16 protein-coding genes are annotated in these 16,380 nt (G+C 67.7%); 3 read left to right on the plus strand and 13 right to left on the minus strand.

The window, feature by feature from the left end; genetic code table 11:
* Positions 1 to 75: 75 nt before the first annotated feature.
* From ArtHe_RS04850 to ArtHe_RS04870, 5 genes are all read right to left on the minus strand, one after another.
* A complete protein-coding gene (locus ArtHe_RS04850; RefSeq protein WP_248318999.1) occupies positions 76 to 933 on the minus strand; it encodes a F510_1955 family glycosylhydrolase in 858 nt (285 codons plus the stop codon).
* Positions 930 to 1,535, minus strand: a complete 606-nt coding sequence (locus ArtHe_RS04855) for a DUF305 domain-containing protein (RefSeq protein WP_248319000.1) — start codon at positions 1,533 to 1,535, stop codon at positions 930 to 932. The genes ArtHe_RS04850 and ArtHe_RS04855 overlap by 4 nt, the downstream gene beginning before the upstream one ends.
* 99 nt (positions 1,536 to 1,634) lie before the next feature.
* Positions 1,635 to 2,123, minus strand: coding sequence for a DUF6153 family protein (locus ArtHe_RS04860; protein ID WP_248319001.1), 489 nt, complete (start codon positions 2,121 to 2,123; stop codon positions 1,635 to 1,637).
* Positions 2,124 to 2,242: 119 nt separating this feature from the next.
* On the minus strand, positions 2,243 to 3,283 hold the full coding sequence (locus ArtHe_RS04865) for a hemolysin family protein (RefSeq protein WP_248319002.1): 1,041 nt from the start codon (positions 3,281 to 3,283) through the stop codon (positions 2,243 to 2,245).
* A complete protein-coding gene (locus ArtHe_RS04870; protein WP_248319003.1) occupies positions 3,276 to 4,646 on the minus strand; it encodes a hemolysin family protein in 1,371 nt (456 codons plus the stop codon). Before ArtHe_RS04870 ends, ArtHe_RS04865 begins: the two co-directional genes overlap by 8 nt.
* 236 nt (positions 4,647 to 4,882) lie before the next feature.
* On the opposite strand from ArtHe_RS04870, the gene ArtHe_RS04875 reads away from it, so the two are divergent.
* Positions 4,883 to 6,010, plus strand: coding sequence for an FAD-dependent oxidoreductase (locus tag ArtHe_RS04875; protein WP_248319004.1), 1,128 nt, complete (start codon positions 4,883 to 4,885; stop codon positions 6,008 to 6,010).
* Positions 5,953 to 6,876 carry an RNA polymerase sigma factor SigJ gene (sigJ, locus tag ArtHe_RS04880; protein ID WP_248319005.1) on the plus strand — a complete coding sequence of 308 codons (924 nt, stop codon included), beginning with the start codon at positions 5,953 to 5,955 and terminating at the stop codon, positions 6,874 to 6,876. The genes ArtHe_RS04875 and sigJ overlap by 58 nt, the downstream gene beginning before the upstream one ends.
* Positions 6,877 to 6,880: 4 nt before the next feature.
* On the opposite strand, the gene ArtHe_RS04885 is transcribed toward sigJ, so the two are convergent.
* From ArtHe_RS04885 to ArtHe_RS04910, 6 genes are all read right to left on the minus strand, one after another.
* The gene (locus ArtHe_RS04885) at positions 6,881 to 8,161 is read right to left on the minus strand and encodes an HRDC domain-containing protein (protein WP_248319006.1); all 1,281 of its coding nucleotides are present in this window, start codon (positions 8,159 to 8,161) and stop codon (positions 6,881 to 6,883) included.
* A 56-nt stretch (positions 8,162 to 8,217) separates the two neighbouring features.
* A complete protein-coding gene (locus ArtHe_RS04890) occupies positions 8,218 to 8,844 on the minus strand; it encodes a DUF3000 domain-containing protein (protein WP_066301505.1) in 627 nt (208 codons plus the stop codon).
* Between the two features lie 121 nt (positions 8,845 to 8,965).
* The gene (locus ArtHe_RS04895; RefSeq protein ID WP_248319007.1) at positions 8,966 to 10,030 is read right to left on the minus strand and encodes a low specificity L-threonine aldolase; all 1,065 of its coding nucleotides are present in this window, start codon (positions 10,028 to 10,030) and stop codon (positions 8,966 to 8,968) included.
* A gap of 44 nt (positions 10,031 to 10,074) precedes the next feature.
* Positions 10,075 to 10,803: an SDR family oxidoreductase gene (locus ArtHe_RS04900; RefSeq protein ID WP_248319008.1), complete on the minus strand. Its 729-nt coding sequence runs from the start codon at positions 10,801 to 10,803 to the stop codon at positions 10,075 to 10,077.
* Positions 10,800 to 12,176 (minus strand): DUF6421 family protein, encoded by a 1,377-nt coding sequence (locus ArtHe_RS04905; RefSeq protein ID WP_248319009.1) that lies wholly within the window; start codon positions 12,174 to 12,176, stop codon positions 10,800 to 10,802. Before ArtHe_RS04905 ends, ArtHe_RS04900 begins: the two co-directional genes overlap by 4 nt.
* 205 nt (positions 12,177 to 12,381) lie before the next feature.
* A complete protein-coding gene (locus ArtHe_RS04910) occupies positions 12,382 to 14,010 on the minus strand; it encodes a peptide chain release factor 3 (RefSeq protein WP_066301086.1) in 1,629 nt (542 codons plus the stop codon).
* A gap of 156 nt (positions 14,011 to 14,166) precedes the next feature.
* Here ArtHe_RS04910 and ArtHe_RS04915 point away from each other — a divergent pair, with 156 nt between their 5' ends.
* A complete protein-coding gene (locus tag ArtHe_RS04915; protein ID WP_248319010.1) occupies positions 14,167 to 15,318 on the plus strand; it encodes an acetyl-CoA C-acetyltransferase in 1,152 nt (383 codons plus the stop codon).
* On the opposite strand, the gene ArtHe_RS04920 is transcribed toward ArtHe_RS04915, so the two are convergent.
* Positions 15,299 to 15,781 carry a DUF2809 domain-containing protein gene (locus ArtHe_RS04920; RefSeq protein ID WP_248319011.1) on the minus strand — a complete coding sequence of 161 codons (483 nt, stop codon included), beginning with the start codon at positions 15,779 to 15,781 and terminating at the stop codon, positions 15,299 to 15,301. The two genes, ArtHe_RS04915 and ArtHe_RS04920, sit on opposite strands and share 20 nt — an antisense overlap.
* Positions 15,782 to 15,790: 9 nt before the next feature.
* Positions 15,791 to 16,378, minus strand: a complete 588-nt coding sequence (locus ArtHe_RS04925; RefSeq protein WP_248319012.1) for a V-type ATP synthase subunit D — start codon at positions 16,376 to 16,378, stop codon at positions 15,791 to 15,793.
* Positions 16,379 to 16,380 lie beyond the last annotated feature (2 nt).

Below are 16,380 nucleotides of genomic sequence, written 5' to 3' on the forward strand. Positions count from 1 at the left end.
ATGTTACTCGTCAGTAACTTAGGCTGCAAGGGTCCGGGGCGGGGGAGAACCCCCGCCCCGGATACTACAGCCAGGCTACGGCGCCTGGGCAGGCAGCCCGACGATGGTGGAGAAGCTCTGACCGCCATCGGCTGAATGCTCCAGGCCGGCGTCGGTCATAACCCAGATCTGCAGCCCGTCTACCGTCTCGGCGGCTGTCACCGCCACCGGGTAGCCGGAGACTTTCCCCGCCGGGACCCAGGTACCGCCCTGGTCCTCACTCGTGACAATGCCGCCATCCGGGAGGACACCGACAATCCGGGACTGATCCGTCACCGCGGCCAGCATGATCACAGGCGCGCCGGAGATTGCGCTCCAGGTGAGCCCGGCATCCTGGGACCGGTAGGGGCCCGCTTCCGTGGTGGCAACGGCCAGTGTGCCCGACGGCGATCCGGCCAGGTTATAGGGCGTGAGCTGCGTCTGTGAGTCGGTCCACTGCCCACCGTCCCGGCTAAGGCGCAGGGTTCCGTCGAAACCGATGATGCCGCCGCCAGTGACCGCGAGTGCATGGAAATCGGATTCGCCGCCCAGGGATTCCACGCTCCAGGACTCTCCGTCCGTGGAACGGATCAGGCCGGCGGGTTCCGGCAGGTCGACTCCCGGACCCGGGTGCCCGGAGGCAAGGTAGTCACCGTTCCCGGCAACAGCAAAGCCCATCAGGTCAATGTTGGTGCCGGTGGGGTGCAGCTCGCTGCCGGAGACTTCGAAGATTCCCTCGTGGGAAGCGACGATCACATCCGTGGTCCCCGGCTTCAGTGCCAGTGCGTGCACGTGGCTGGGAAACGGCGGCGAGGCGTCCGCCTCCCGGCTGCCGGCGGGTGAGGAACAGGCGGTCAGGGCCAGAAGCACGACGGCGGCGGCGGCACCGCTGCGGCCGCTGAATCCCAGCCTCATGCCAGGCCCTGCAGCAGGCTCTGCATCTGGGCAATTTCGGCGTTCTGGCTGGCCACAATGTCCTCGGCCAGCTGCACGGCGCCGGGGTTTGAGCCGGCCGCAGCTTCCTCTTCTGCCATCTTCACGGCACCTTCATGGTGTTCGATCATCTGGGCCAGGAACAGTTTTGCCGCTTCCATCCCCTGGGCTGCTTCCAGGGTGGCCAGGTCCTCGTTGGAGAGCATGCCATCCATTTCATGATGTCCGGACATTTCCCGGGGCTCGCCCCAGGCCGCCAGCCAGTCATCCATCTTCTGGATTTCCGGGCCCTGGGCGGCCTTGATGTCCGTTGCCAGTTCCACGATTCGGGGGTCGAGTCCCTCCTTGGCCAGCATCATGGCGCTCATGGTGACCGCCTGTTCGTGGTGCGGGATCATCATCTGGGCGAACATGGTGTCCGCGCTGTTGTGGTCCGCAGCGGCGTCGGGCGAATTGCTGCTGCCGTGGTGGCCCATACTCTCCGCCGCTGGGCTCGATTCCGGGGCGCTGGTGTCTGCTCCGCAACCCGCCAGAAGGAGGGCGGCGGCGAGGGCAGCGGCAGATACAGGGGCAAGCTTCTTCATGGTGGTTCCTTCGGTAAGTTCATACTTTTTGGGCAATCAGCACTGCCACGGTGGGCAGGCACACAAAAGGGGCTCCGCAGAATTCGCGAAGCCGGAATTTTACGTACGGCTGATGCAGAGTTGAACGAGCGAAGGAGCGGCCGGGGGAGCCTGGAAGACGGGGAAGGCCCGGGGTGGGTCCGGACGGTCCGGATTCCGGTACCGGCGGGACGTCAGCAGACCAAGTACCGCCGTGATGCTGACCAGCACCAGGAACATCATGCAGAGGCCTGCTGCGCAGCCGGCAGGTCCGCAATCGGGGCATGCCCCGGAGGCGTGCCCGCCGCCGTCGGAGGCAGGTGCAGCAGCGGGTGCCGGATCGGCATCGTGGCGCAGTGCCGTCCCGGCGGAGTGCGCAGTGGTACCGGGCTGGCCGGAAACCGAGTGACTGGCACCGGAGTGGCTTGCTGCTGCCTGCGGGTCGGCGAGCATATGCATGCCCAGAATTCCGGCCAGGATCGCCAGGAGGCCAAGGGCGGTGCTGAACAGCTGCGGCGTCGACCGGAGAGTCAACGCATGGCCAGCTGCGGCCCGAATACCTGCCCTCATAATGAGCGCCAGTCTACAGGAGGGCAGGTCTGGGCCGGTGTGGATCCGTTGGGTGGTGGAACGCACCGGGGCTGGGACCGATCAACACGGTCCCAGCCCCCGGCATCGGCGCCAACAAGCTAGACGCTGGTGGCGTCCTGCACTTCGCCGACGAGTTCCTCGATGATGTCTTCGAGGAACAGGACACCGGTGATGGTGCCGTCGGCGTCCAGCACGCGGGCCACGTGGGCTCCGGTGCGGCGCATGGTCTCGAGGGCGTCCTCAAGTTCACTGCCGCGGTAGGCGCTGGCCAGCCGTCTGATGCGCTTGGCCGGGACCGGAGTGTTGAACCGCTCCGGTTCCACCAGGTCCATCACGTCCTTGAGGTGCAGGTACCCGGTCAGGTCGCCGTCGTCGTCGGCCAGGATGTAGCGGGAGTAGCCGTGGCTGCCCACCGCCTTCTGGATGTCGGCGGGCGTGGCTCCGGCCGGGACCAGGACCATGTCCGCGATCGGCACCTCAACGTCGGCCACGGTCTTGGAGGTGAATTCGAAGGCCGCGGTGAGCGTTCCGCTGGAATCCTCCAGCACGCCTTCCCTGGTCGACTGCTCCACGATCGTGGCAACTTCGTCCAGGGTGTAGGTGCTGGTGGCTTCATCCTTCGGTTCCACCTTGAACAGACGCAGGACCGAGTTGGCGACGGCGTTCAGGCCCCAGATCACGGGCTTGAAGATGCGGGCCACGATGACCAGCGGCGGAGCCAGGAGCAGGGCTGCCCGGGTGGGAACGGAGAAGGAGATGTTCTTCGGGATCATCTCACCGACCACCACGTGCAGGAAGGTGACCAGCAGCAGTGCCACGATAAACGCCGTAAAGCTGATCGCTTCGGGAGTCAGGGGAGTCCCGGCGAGCGGAATTTCCAGCAGGTGGTGGATCGCCGGTTCGGAGACGTTCAGGATCAGCAGCGAGCACACGGTGATGCCCAGCTGGCTGGTGGCCAGCATCAGGGTGGCATGTTCCATGGCCCACAGGGTGGTTTTGGCGGCCTTGCTGCCCTGGGCGGCCTTCGGTTCAATCTGGGAACGGCGGGCAGAGATGACAGCGAACTCGGCGCCGACAAAAAACGCGTTGACGGCCAGCAGCACCACCAGCCAGATAATGCCGGGGAGGTACTCACTCATGGATGATGTCCTTCGTCAGGGTATCGACCAGGCGGTCGTGCGCACTGCGCGGTGATTCGGAGCCGGTGTTCGGGGTGAAGCGCAGCCGCTCGACATGGGTGCCGAGGACGCGCTCGACGCGGAGCACGCCGTCGTCCACTTCCACCTCGTCGCCGAGTTCCGGCATCCGGTCCAGGGAGTGCGTGACGAAGCCGGCGAGTGTCTCGTAGTCCTCGCCGTCCGGAACGGTGATGCCGGCGCGGTCCAGGAGCTCGTCCGGGCGCAGGGAAGCGTCAAAGGTGACGGAGCGTCCGGTGCGGACGACGCCAACTCTCGCACGGTCGTGTTCGTCCTCCAGCTCGCCCACGATTTCCTCTACGAGATCCTCGAGCGTGACGACGCCGGCGGTGCCGCCGTGTTCGTCGGTCACGATGGCGATCTGCAGGCCCTGGGCCCGCAGGACGCCCAGGAGGGTATCCACGCCCATTGATTCAGGAACGCGGAGCGGCGCCACCATGACGTCAGCCGCCGTCGTCGTTGCCCGTTCAGTGAGCGGAAGGGCGAACGCCTGCTTGACGTGCAGCACGCCCAGGATGTCATCCGAATCCCGGCCGATGACCGGGAAACGCGAGTAGCCGGTGGAAACCGCCGTGGCGATGATTTCCTCCGCCGTATCCGTCGCGGGGATGCAGACCATCCGCACGCGCGGGGTCATCACGTCCTCAGCGGTGTGGTCGGAGAAGCGCAGCGTGCGGTGCAGCAGCTCCGCGTGGTCCTGATCCAGGACACCTTCCAGCGCCGATCTGCGGACCAGGAAGCTGAGCTCCTCGGCGCTGCGGGCACCGGAGAGCTCTTCCTTCGGCTCGATGCCGAAGGAACGGATGACCGCGTTGGCGGTGTTGTTGCACAGGAGGATGACGGGTTTGAAGATGGCGGTGAACAGGGCCTGGAAGGGGATGACCAGCTTGGCCGTGGCCAGGGGCAGCGCCAGCGCGAAGTTCTTCGGCACGAGTTCGCCGATGATCATGGAGAACAGCGTGGCCAGCAGGACGCCGATCACCGTGCCCACGCCGCCGACTGCGGCTTCGGGAACACCCGCGGCCAGCATGGGGCTGCGCAGCAGGGAGCTGATGGCGGGTTCGAAGGTGTAGCCGGTGAGCAGCGTGGTGAGCGTAATGCCCAGCTGTGCACCGGAGAGATGGGTCGAGGTGATTTTCAGGGCCTTGATGGTGGGGCCCAGCCGCTTTTCACCGGCCGCCTGACGCGATTCGAGATCGTTGCGGTCAAGGTTGACAAGGGCGAATTCCGAGGCAACGAACAATCCGGTGCCAACAGTCAGGAGCAGGCCGATGCCGACCATGATCCATTCATAGGAGTCATTCATGGGGCTGCCCTCCCCGATCCAAAACAGCTGGAGCACAGGAGGGCATGGGTTTATGAGAAGGGTCGTCCATAGTAGGAAAAATCATAACGGCACCGGCTTGGAGAATCCTGAAAAGCGCAGGTCGAAGCCGCATTCTTCGGGAATTGTTGCAGACCTGTCACAAAAAACAGTGCCGCGGTGTCTTATGGGCAGGCCGGAAATGCCGGCGGCTGAAATGGGAGCAAGGGAGAATTCTGATGGACACCACGGCAGTAGTCCTCGGCGGCGGATACGCGGGCGTTATGGCAGCGAACCGGCTGGCCGGACGGGGGCACCCGGTCCGGCTGGTGACCCCGGAGGGGAGGTTCACCCAGCGGATCCGGCTGCACGAATACACCGCCGGAACCCGCGCTGACCCCACAGTGGATTACGCAACCCTGCTCAACCCGGGCGTCCAGGTACTCACCGACCGGGCCGAAGCGGTCAGCGCCGCGGCACACACCGTGCGCCTGGCCTCCGGGGACCGGCTGGACTACGGGTACCTCGTGTACGCCGTGGGCAGCGGAGAAAGCCGGGTCCCGCCCGGCACCCTCGCCCCGGACCGGCTCTCCGGCGCCGCGGGAGCGAGGGCACGCCTCTCGCGGCTGGCTCCGGGGGAGCGGATCGTCGTGATCGGCGGTGGCCTCACCGCCGTCGAGGTGGCCGCCGAAACGGCGCGGGCCTACCCGGATAATCCGCTCACGCTGTACAGCGGCGGCGCGCCGGTGCCGCACTTCTCCGCCGGGGCGCGCGCAGGCCTGCTGCGGAGCCTGCACCGCGCCGGCATCCGTGTCCGCACCGGAACGGTGGACCCGGAGGGGCTCCCGGAAGCCGCCGTCGTTCTCTGGTGCGCCGGCTTCGGCGTGCCGCAGCTGGCCGCCCGCAGCGGACTGCCTGTCGACGCCGACGGCCGGCTTGCCGTCGACGCCACCCTGCGGGTTCACGGACAGGACCGGATCTTCGGTGCCGGCGATGCCGCGGTGATCACGGATCCCGGCTACGGCTACCTGCCCATGACCTGTGCGTCCGCGATGCCCATGGGGGCCGAGGCCGCCGGGAACATCCTGCGGTCCGCCGCCGGAACGCCGCTGTCCCGCCACAACAGCGGTTTCCTGGGCCAGTGCGTCAGCCTGGGGCGGCGGGACGGAGCGGTCCAGTTTCTGACTGCGGGCTACACGCCGCGGAGTTTCCACCTTCATGGCCGCTCCGCTGCCGTGCTTAAAGAGGTAATCTGCCGCATGACCCTGCGGTGGATCCGAGGGGAAGCCACAAAGAGCGGAGCATACACATGGCCGGCCGGTCCCACGATGACGCCGCAGCCCACAGCCCCGGCAGCGTGGAGCTGAACCGGGACAGCGACTTCCTGGCCCACCGCGGACTGGTGTTCGCCATCGCCTACGACATCACCGGTACGGTCACCGATGCGGAGGACGTGGTGCAGGAGACCTATCTGCGGTTCGCAGCGGTACCCGGCCAGGTGGACAACCCGCGCGCCTACCTCGCCCGGACCGCGGCCAGGCAGGCGCTCAACGCCGTCCGGAGCGCGGCCCGGCGGAGGGAGGATTACATCGGGGACTGGCTGCCGGAGCCCCTCCGCACCGGCCCCGGCGGCGGGGAGAGCTCCGATCCGCAGGTCGCTGCGCTGACGGCAGCGGAGGTCTCCACGGCGATGCTGGTCCTGATGCAGAACCTGTCCGGGCCTGAACGGGCGGCGTTCCTGCTGCGCGAGGTGTTCGGTTTTTCCTACTCCGAGGTGGCAGCCGCGCTGGAATCCAGCGAGGCCGCGGCCCGCCAGACGGTGCACCGGGCCCGGGAACGGGTCCGCGCGGGGACGCCGCGGAAACAGCCGGAGAAGAGCGAGCACCGCGCCGCCGTCGAACGCTTCCTGGAAGCGGCCATGACCGGGCAGGTGCAGGCACTGCTGGACGTGCTGGCCCCGGACGTTGTGCTGGTTTCCGACGGCGGCGGCAAAGTCAGTGCCGCCCGCAAGCCGGTGCGCGGCCCGGAGCGGGTCGCGGCACTGCTGCTGGGACTGGCCGGTAAATACAGTGCCGGTGCCGTTCCGGAGTTTATTGAGCTCAACGGCCTGCCGGCGGTTGCCTTCCGCGAGGGCGGGACCGTGACCACCGTCTTCCAGGCCACTTCAGAGGGCGGGAAGATTACCGGTGTTTATGCGATGCGGAATCCGGACAAGCTCCTGCGCCTGCAGTAGCCGGTTACTCCTTTTCCTTCTCCACCAGCGGATCCGGGTCCAGGAAAGCAACCGTCAGCACCGCAGCAGTCTGGTCGATCTGCCATTCCCTGGCCCCGAGGTTCCGCAGTGCGTCGCTGATGGTGTCCAGGTTGATCTCTGCCGGCGGCCGCCAGGCCACCCGGCGCAGGTGATCCGGGGTCAGCAGGTTCTCCACCGGCAGGTTCAACCGTTCCGCCAGCGCGGCCAGCCGCGGCTTGGCCGTCTGGAGGCGCGCTGCGGCGGCGGGATCGTTCCGGGCCCAGACACGCGGCGGCGGCGGGGCATGGGTGGGCACATGCAGTGCGGGCAGGTCCTTGGTCTCCCGGGCCGCAGCGATGCAGCGCAGCCAGCGCGGCGCTTCGCGCTGGGCCGCGCGGCCGTGGAAGCCGGGGGTGCCCAGCAGCTGCGGGACCGTGTTGGGCATGGCCCGGGCGGCAGCAACAATGGCGGAATCCGGAATAAGGCGGCCGGGGGCGGTGTCGCGGCGCTCGGCCAGCTGCTCTCGTTCCAGCCACAGCTCACGCACGGCCGCCAGCTGCCGGCGGTCACGCAGCTGATGCATGCCGGACGTCCGGCGCCACGGGTCGGTGCGCGGCGGCGCCGGCTCCGCGGTCCGGATGGCTTCAAACTCCTCTTCGGCGAAGGCCAGCTTGCCGTCGGCTTCGAGCAGTTTGACCAGTTCTTCGCGCAGCTCGGCTAGGACTTCGACGTCGAGGGCGGCATACCGGAGCCAGGGCTCGGGCAGGGGCCGGGTGGACCAGTCCGCGGCGGAGTGTTCCTTGGCGAGGCTGAAGCCCAGCAGCTGTTCGATGACGGCGGCGAGCCCAACCCGGGGCAGCCCGGCGAGGCGCGCGGCAAGTTCGGTGTCGAAAAGCTTGTCCGGCCACATTCCCAGCTCTGACAGGCAGGGCAGGTCCTGGGTGGCGGCGTGCAGGATCCATTCCACGCCGTGCAGGGCCTCATTGATGATGCTGAGGTCGCGCAGCGGTTCAGGATCAATCAGCCAGGTGCCGGCCCCTTCGCGGCGGATCTGCACCAGGAAGGCACGCTGGCCGTAGCGGAAACCAGAGGCCCGTTCAGCGTCTACGCCTGCCGGGCCGGTTCCGCCAGCCAGGGCCCGGGCCGCCCGTTCCAGCCCTTGCGGGGTGTCGATGACCAGCGGTACACCATCACGCGGAGTCTCGAGAACGGTCAGGGGGGCAGCTGCCTCAGGCTCGTCTGCGGGCGATTCGGAAAGGGCGTTGCCGGAAGTTTGCGCGGTCATAAGGCTTCCAGTCTATCGAGTGCAGCGGGGTGGTCCCGTCTCGGGGGCCGCTGAAGCTAGTTGAGGCGGCGTCGCGGAAGCGGGGAAACGCCGTCGGGAAGAGGTGGAAGCCCGGCAAAAGTGCACACCATATCGGACCAGGCTTCCAAGTGGGACTGCACATCGGCGCCGTCCGGGGTCCAGGAAGCGCGCAGCTCGATGTCGATGGCGTCGCTGCGCCCGGCCAGGGTGCCGTAGCTTTCGGAAAGGATCCTGGTCGCCGTGCCGCCGGCGGAGGAGTACCGGGCACCGTGTTCCTGCAGGGCGTCCACCAGCCAGGTCCAGGCAACCGAACCGAGCATCTGGTCGTTTCCCATATCCGGTTCGAGCTCGGCGCGGATATAGGTGACGATCCGGAAGTTGCCGTTCCAGACAGCGCTGCCCTCGGGGTCGTACAGCAGGATGAACCGGCCGGTGGCCAGCTCCTGGCTCTCGGGCAGCACCGGACCGACCGGTCCGTGGAAGGTTCCGTTGACCGGCTGCGGGCCGGAACAAACGACGTCGGCGGCCAGCGACACGGCGAAAGGTGCCAGCCGGGTGGGGGCAGGAATCTCTTCCAGCCGCACCTCGGGCCGGCACTTAGCTCGGCGCAGCGCCCCTAGGGCTGTCAGAAATTCCGGGGGCACCTGTGACAGGTCACCAATTGCACTCACCCTCGAAGGTTACGGCGGGCCCCGCGCCCTTCGGTGCAGGCTCGCCGGAAAGTCCCAATCGTTACGGGCAACAGCTTACGTACCGCTGCTGCCCGGCCGACAGTGCAGCGGCTCAGCGCGCGGCGGAAACCTCCGAGGCGATGGCCGCAGCGAAGGCATCCACATCCGCCTCGGTGGTGTCGAACGTGCACATCCAGCGCACCTCGCCGGTGGCCTGGTCCCAGTCGTAGAAGCGGAAGGCGTCCCGGAGCTTGTCCGCCACACCGGCCGGCAGGGTGGCGAACACGGCGTTGGCTTCGGTGGGCTGGGTGAGGGTGACGCCGTCGATCTTTTCCACCGCGGCGCGCAGCCGGGCCGCCATGGCGTTGGCCGTGGAGGCCGAGCGCTGCCAGAGATCCGTGCCGTACAGGGCGATGAACTGGGCCGAGACGAACCGCATCTTGGAAGCCAGCTGCATGTTCATCTTGCGCAGGTATTCCAGGCCGGGGGCGGCATCCGGATCCAGGGCGACGATGCACTCGCCGTACATCATGCCGTTCTTGGTTCCGCCCAGGGAGAGGATATCGACGCCCGCGTCGGTGGTGATGGCGCGCAGGGGCACACCCAACGCTGCGGCGGCGTTGCCCAGCCGGGCCCCGTCCATATGCAGCTTCATGCCGCGGGCGTGGATGTGCTCGGAAATCGCCTGGATCTCCTCCACGGTGTACAGGGTTCCCAGCTCGGTGGACTGGGTGATCGACACGGCCAGCGGCTGGGCACGGTGCTCGTCCCCCCAGCCCCAGGCCTCGCGGTCAATCAGTTCGGGGGTGAGCTTGCCGTCCGGGGTGGGGACATTGAGCAGCTTCATGCCGCCGATGCGTTCGGGGGCGCCATTTTCGTCCACGTTGATATGGGCGGTGGAGGCGCAGATGACGGCGCCCCAGCGGGGCAGCAGGGACTGCAGGCTGGTGACGTTGGCACCGGTGCCGTTGAAGACCGGGAAAGCCCGCATCCGGTTGCCGAAGTGCCCGGTGAAGACGTCCCGGAGCTTCGCCGTGTACACGTCCTCTCCATAGGCGACCTGGTGGCCGAGGTTGGCGGCAGCCAGGGCGTCCATGATTTCGGGGTGGACGCCGGAGTAGTTATCCGAGGCAAAGGCGCGCAGGGCAGGGTCATGCAGGGAAGTGGTTTCTATCACGGGTGTCAGTATTCCTCACATTGGGGCAGGGCCGGAAATGGCCCTCAGCTGTAGTCGGACGGCAGCAGGCTGATCCGCCTGCCGTTGAGGGACGCAGCCGGTGTGCTGAACAACCGGACCGCGGCCCGGCCCAGCTCGGAAACGTCGGTGAAGTCGGGGAACTTCCGGTCCGGCTGGGCGGCGCGCATGGCATCGTCCACCAGGGCTTTGACCACCAGCACGACGGCGGCGGCATCGGTTCCGTCGAATCCGGCGGCGATGGACTGCACCCAGGTTTCAGCTGCGGCTTTGGCGGCCGCGTACCCGGCGTTGCCGGGTGTGGGGGAGTCGACGGCGGTGGAGGAGACGATCGCCAGCCGTCCGTGCGGGGAGGCAGCCAGCTGATCGTAGAAGCTGCGGCTGGTGTTGCGCAGGGTGTTGAGGATGTTGTTCTGCAGGAAGTCCCAGTCCGCATCGCTCTGCTCCTGCAGGGAGCTGCCGCCGCGCCAGCCGCCCACCAGGTGGATCAGCCCGTCGATGCCGCCTTCATCCGCCAGGTCCGCGGCGAGGCCGGCGACGTCACCGGGGCGGCTGAGGTCGCAGGTGCGAAGTTCTGCTCCGGGCAGTGCGGCGAGGGCGCCTTCCAGCCGGGCGGCGTTGGAGCCGACGGCCACCACCTTGGCCCCGCCGGCCGCCAGGGCGGTGCAGACTGCGGTGCCGGAGGCAGAGGCTGCCCCGGCGACGAGGACGGTCAGTCCCTGAAGGGCGGTTTCCCCTGCTCCGGCAGTGGTCATAGCGTGCTGCTCCCCGTAATTCCGGCGGTGGATTCGATGACCGGTGCCATCTTCTTGGACAGTGCTTCGTAGAACATGGACAGCGGGAATTCGTCGTCGAGCACTTCGTCCGTGAGGGCGCGCGGCGGGCCGTCCAGCGGCAGGGCATCCGGTCCCTTGGCCCAGCGCGAGGCCGGGTTGGGGGTCAGCGTTCCTGAGACTAGATCGTAGGCTGCCAGCCAGTGCGCTGTCTTGGGCCGGTCGATGGAACGCCAGTACAGTTCCTCGATTTCTTCGCCCAGGCGGACGACGACGGCGGGGGCTTCGTCCCAGTCGATGCTCAGCTTGCCGTCGGTCCAGTGCAGGACCCGGTGCTGGTGCATCCAGGCAAAGAGCAGCTGCCCGCCCAGGCCGTCGTAGTTGCGTACGCGTGATCCGGTGATGGCAAACCGGAAGATCCGGTCGAAGATCACGGCGTACTGCACCAGCTGCGCCGTTCGCCGGGCCTGCGGATCGGCGTCGTCGTTGTGCTGGATCTTGACCGACTCACGGAACGCGGTGAGATCGCAGCGCAGCTCCTCGAGGGAATAGAGGAAGAAGGGCATGCGCTGCTTGATCATGAACGGATCGAAGGGCAGGTCACCGCGCATGTGGGTGCGGTCGTGGATGAGGTCCCACATCACGAAGGTCTCTTCGGTCAGGGCCTGGTTGTCCAGGAACTCTGCGGCGCCTTCGGGAAGTTCGAGCGAGGTGATCTCCGCGGCGGCGCGCAGCACCCTGCGGAAGCGGGCGGCCTCCCGGTCCGCGAAGATTGCACCCCAGGTGAAGGCCGGTGTCTCGCGGACGGCGACGGTTTCGGGGAACAGGACGGCGGAGTTGGTGTCATAGCCGGGAGTGAAGCCCCGGAAGCGGATCGGCACGAAGAGTTTGTTGGAGTAGTCCCCGGCTTCGAGTCCGGCGATGAATTCCGGCCAGATGACCTCTACGATCACGGCTTCGAGCAGGCGGGAACGGGACCCGTTCTGCGTGTACATGGGGAAGATGACCAGGTGCAGCAGTCCATCGGTGCGGTTCAGCTGCGGCTGGAAGGCCAGCAGGGAATCGAGGAAGTCCGGAACGCCCAGTCCGGCTTCGAGCCAGCGGTCCAGGTCCTGCACCGCGAGGTCGAGGTATTCGGCGTCGTGTCCGAAGGCGGGAGTGAGTTCCCGGACGGCGTCCCGGACGGTTTCGAGCAGAGGTCCGGCGGCGTCGTGGTGCTCTTCGGGGACGGAGCCGTCCTGTTCCTGGAGCTGCGCGAACCCGGTGGCGGCGCTCTTCAGCCGCTGCCAGGCCGCGGAATCCTCCGGGGCCGACGCGAGCTGGCTTGCTGGAGAATGCAGCGTTGCTGATGACATGGCTGAGACCTTCCGGTAGCAGGATCCCCCCGCGGGAAGCTGATGCTCCCAGCCTAGCCATATGTCACGATTACTTAGTCTCAAATTAGTTTGAGGTTAGGAACCTTTATGCTCGGCAGGTCCGCAGCGGTCTGATTGACCAGAGCGGCTTCGGCTTGGGCGGGGAGGAAGTCCGGGCTGACGGGCTCGGCGGCAGCCTCCGGAATCAGTAGCCGGCGCTGTTTGGGGATTCGGTGCCGATTTCAGTCAGCGGCACCTCGGGGTGGTTCTTCTGTACCCGGCGCAGCGCCCAGATGTCGTTGAAAACGGCCACGTAGGCGCCGTCGGTGCGGATCAGCACCTCGGCGCCGTGGACGTTACTCAGGACCTCCGCGGCCGAAGCCTCGGTGAGCCGGGCCAGTGAGTAGTTGAGCTGCTCCATCCGCATCGGCGCGTTGAAGTCCTGCGTCATGCGGTCTTCCACCACTTCGAACTGCATGGGGCCAACGGCGGCCAGCACCGGGGCCTGATCGCCCCGCCGGTCGGAGCGCAGCACCTGGATGATGCCCTCGTGCTCCAGCTGGTCGATCCCGCGGCGGAACTGCTTGTACCGGCTGGGGTCCTGGGAGCGGGCCACCCGGAAGTGTTCGGGGCTGAAGAACGGAATCGGCGGGTACTGGACGGGTTCCTCGACGTACAGGCTGTCACCAACCCGCAGGGCGGAGGCATTCACCAGCCCGACGACGTCGCCCGGGTACGCCTGGTCGATCACCTCGCGTTCGCGGCCGAACAGGTGCTGGGCGTATTTGGTGGCGAACGTTTTGCCGGTGTTGGAGTGGGTGACCACCATGCCGCGTTCGAAGATGCCGGAGCAGACACGGATAAAAGCGACGTGGTCCCGGTGGGCCTTGTTCATGCCGGCCTGGACCTTGAAGACGAAGCCGGAGAACGGTGCGTCGACCGGACGCTGGTTTCCTGCCTCGTCCACCCGGGGTCCGGCGGGAGGGGCCAGATCCACCAGGGTGTCCAGGATCTGCTTCACGCCGAAGTTCAGGGCGGCGGAGGAGAACAGGATCGGCGTGGCCTTCGCGTCCAGGAAGGCCTGGCGGTCAAACTCGCTTCCGTCGATGACCAGCTCCGCTTCACCCACCGACTCGTCCCAGACATCGCCCTCGGCCGCAGCGGCTTCCTCGGTGCTGAAGTGTTCCTCCAACGCCAGGGAGGCGCCGGAATTCTGCCGGGTGAAGCGCACGTATTCGTCCTTGGACCGGTCCCAGACACCGCGGAAGTCACCGGCGATGCCGACTGCCCAGGTCAGCGGCATGGGTGCCAGGCCGGTGCGCTCGGTGATCTCATCCATCAGCGCCAGCGGATCCAGTCCGGGGCGGTCCCACTTGTTGATTACGGTGATGATCGGCAGGTTCCGTGAGCGGCAGACCTCGAAGAGCTTCATGGTCTGGGTTTCCAGTCCCTTGGCGGCGTCCACCAGCATCACGGCACAGTCAACGGCGGCCAGGACGCGGTAGGTGTCCTCGGAGAAGTCGGCGTGGCCGGGGGTGTCCAGCAGGTTGATTACGGTGTCCCGGTAGGCGAACTGCAGGGCCGTGGAACTGATGGAGATGCCGCGGTCCTTCTCCATCTGCATCCAGTCGGAGACCGTTTCCCGGCGGTTGTCCTTGCCGTTGGTGGCGCCGGCGGTGCCGATGACACGGGCATGCAGGGCAAGCGCCTCGGTCAGCGTGGACTTGCCGGCGTCAGGGTGGGAGATGACGGCGAAGGTGCGCCGGCGGACGGCTTCCTTGCCGATCGCCGGGTTGGCGCTCGCACGGACGGGGGTCTGGACCTGTGAGGACACTGCCGCTGCTTTCAGGTGTGGTGGGATTTCGGGACTGCCCAAATGGCAGCTTTTCCAGTTTACCGGCCGTGCGCAAACCGGAAGCGCCTGCCGGGGCGGCCGGGCCTGGCCTAGTGTGGTGAAGGGTACAGATCAACCACGGCAAAGGGGCCAGCCATGGCAGAAGCATTCATCGTCGACGCGGTCCGCACACCCGTCGGCCGGCGGGGCGGCGGACTAAGCGGCGTCCACCCCGCGGACCTCGCTGCCGCGGTGATCGGCGAAACCGTGCGGCGCACCGGGATTGACTCTGATGAATTCGATGAGGTGATTCTGGGCTCGATCGACCAGGTGGGACCGCAGTCCATGGATATCGCCAGGACGGCCTGGCTGGCCGCCGGGCTCTCCGAACGCGTACCCGGGACGACGGTGGAACGCCAGTGCGGCTCCGGCCAGCAGGCCATTTCCTACGCGGCGCAGGCCGTGATGAGCGGAACAGCTGACCTGGTGGTGGCGGGCGGTGTGCAGAACATGTCCGCCGTACCCATCGGCTACGCCAACACCGCCGCCGCGGAGCTGGGCTTCCCCAACCCGTTCGCAGGCTCCGCCGGCTGGGAAGCGCGGTACGGTACGCAGCCGATTTCCCAGTTCATCGGCGCTGAAATGATGGTTCAGCGCTGGGGTCTCTCCCGCAGCGAGCTGGAGGATTACGCCGTCGAATCCCACCTCCGGGCACTCGCAGCCCAGGCCGAGGGCCGGTTCGACCGGGAAATCCTGCCCCTGGCGGGCCTCAGCGCCGACGAAGGGCCGCGTACCCCCGACCGGGCCAAGATCGCCTCCCTTGCACCGCTGCGGGAGGGCGGCACGCTGACGGCCGCGACGTCGTCGCAGATTTCCGACGCCGCCGCCGTGCTGCTGCTCGCCTCCGGGGACGCCGTCCGCCGGTACGGGCTGCGGCCGAGGGCGCGGATCCACCACCTGTCGGCCCGCGGCGATGATCCGGTCATGATGCTCAGCGCACCGATCGAGGCCACCAGGCATGCCCTCAAGCGCACGGGGATGTCACTGGCGGAGATGGACCTGATCGAAATCAATGAAGCCTTTGCCTCGGTGGTCCTGGCCTGGCAGCGTGAGCTGGATGCGGACCTGTCCAGGGTGAACGTCAACGGAGGCGGCATTTCCCTGGGTCATCCCATCGGCGCCACCGGTGCCCGGCTCATGACCACCCTGCTGCATGAGCTGGAGCGTACCGGCGGACGCTACGGGCTGCAGACCATGTGCGAGGGCGGCGGGCAGGCTAACGTCACCATCATCGAACGGCTCGGCTGAGGGCTGCGGCGCGCCTGACCCGCCCGTCGGGCCGGCTGAGCAGCAGGTCGGCTGCGGCTGCCGCGGCCGCACCGGCGGCATAGGCGGCGAGGTCCCAGGCGTTGAAGGTGCTGCCGAACACCAGGTGCAGCGGCGGCCAGGCCTCACCCAGCCGGGCCGGCCAGGGCGTGAGCTGGAACAGCTCCACCAGCCAGCACAGCACGACGGCGGTGGCAGCAAGCCGGAGGGGCGCGGCGCTGCGGCGCAGCAGGACCAGCGCGGCCAGGCCGGCCAGCAGATACACCAGCACGGCGTACAGGACACCCCCGGCGGCGTCGCCGGCAAGCCCCGGCAGTCCCCGCGCCGCGAGTCCGCCGGCCACAACGGCTGCTGCGGCCGCCATGAACCACAGGCCACGGACGGCTGGACGGCGGAACGGATACACGGCGGCGGGCGGGGCAGCTGGTGCAGCGGAGTCGGGCATACCTGGATCCTAGATGCTGCCAGCCGCCCAGCGCAGGCGCAGGCTTTCCTCCAGCTCCTGCTCGGCGAGGCTGCGCTGGATCCGTGCGAGGTCATCTTCCAGCCGGGGAATCCAGCGGTTTTCCACGGCACGCTGCCGGGTCCGGGTATCAGCGAGTTCCCGGGTGACCAGCAGCAGCGCGCGGGCGTCCGCTGCATGGACGACGGCGGCAGCGAGCGCTTCCCGGTGGGTTGCGGCGGCGTAGGCCAGAGCGGAGGAGCCCGCGGTTGGAGCTTCGGGAGGCAGGGCAACGGAGGCGTCCTCGGGATAGCTGATTCCCATGGCACCGCCCCAGGCCACCGAAGCTTCGGCAAGGAATGCCGGAACCGCTTCCCGGACACGGCCAAGCCCGTCAAGCGCCAGGGCGCGGCCCAGCCATGGCCCGGCCGCGCTGGCCGCCTCTTCCCAGCGGCGCCGGCTGGCCTCCGCCCGGTCCGCACGGTTCTGGATGGCGATCCGCAGGATCCGCTGCTTCCGGTCCAGCAGTTCGGCCCCGCGCCGGGCCGTTTCCAGCCGCCGTTCGACTTCCGCCCGGGCGGCCCGTCCGGTGCCGCTCACAG

The organism is Arthrobacter sp. Helios (genome assembly GCF_023167125.1).
GTDB classification, from domain to species: domain Bacteria; phylum Actinomycetota; class Actinomycetes; order Actinomycetales; family Micrococcaceae; genus Arthrobacter_B; species Arthrobacter_B luteolus.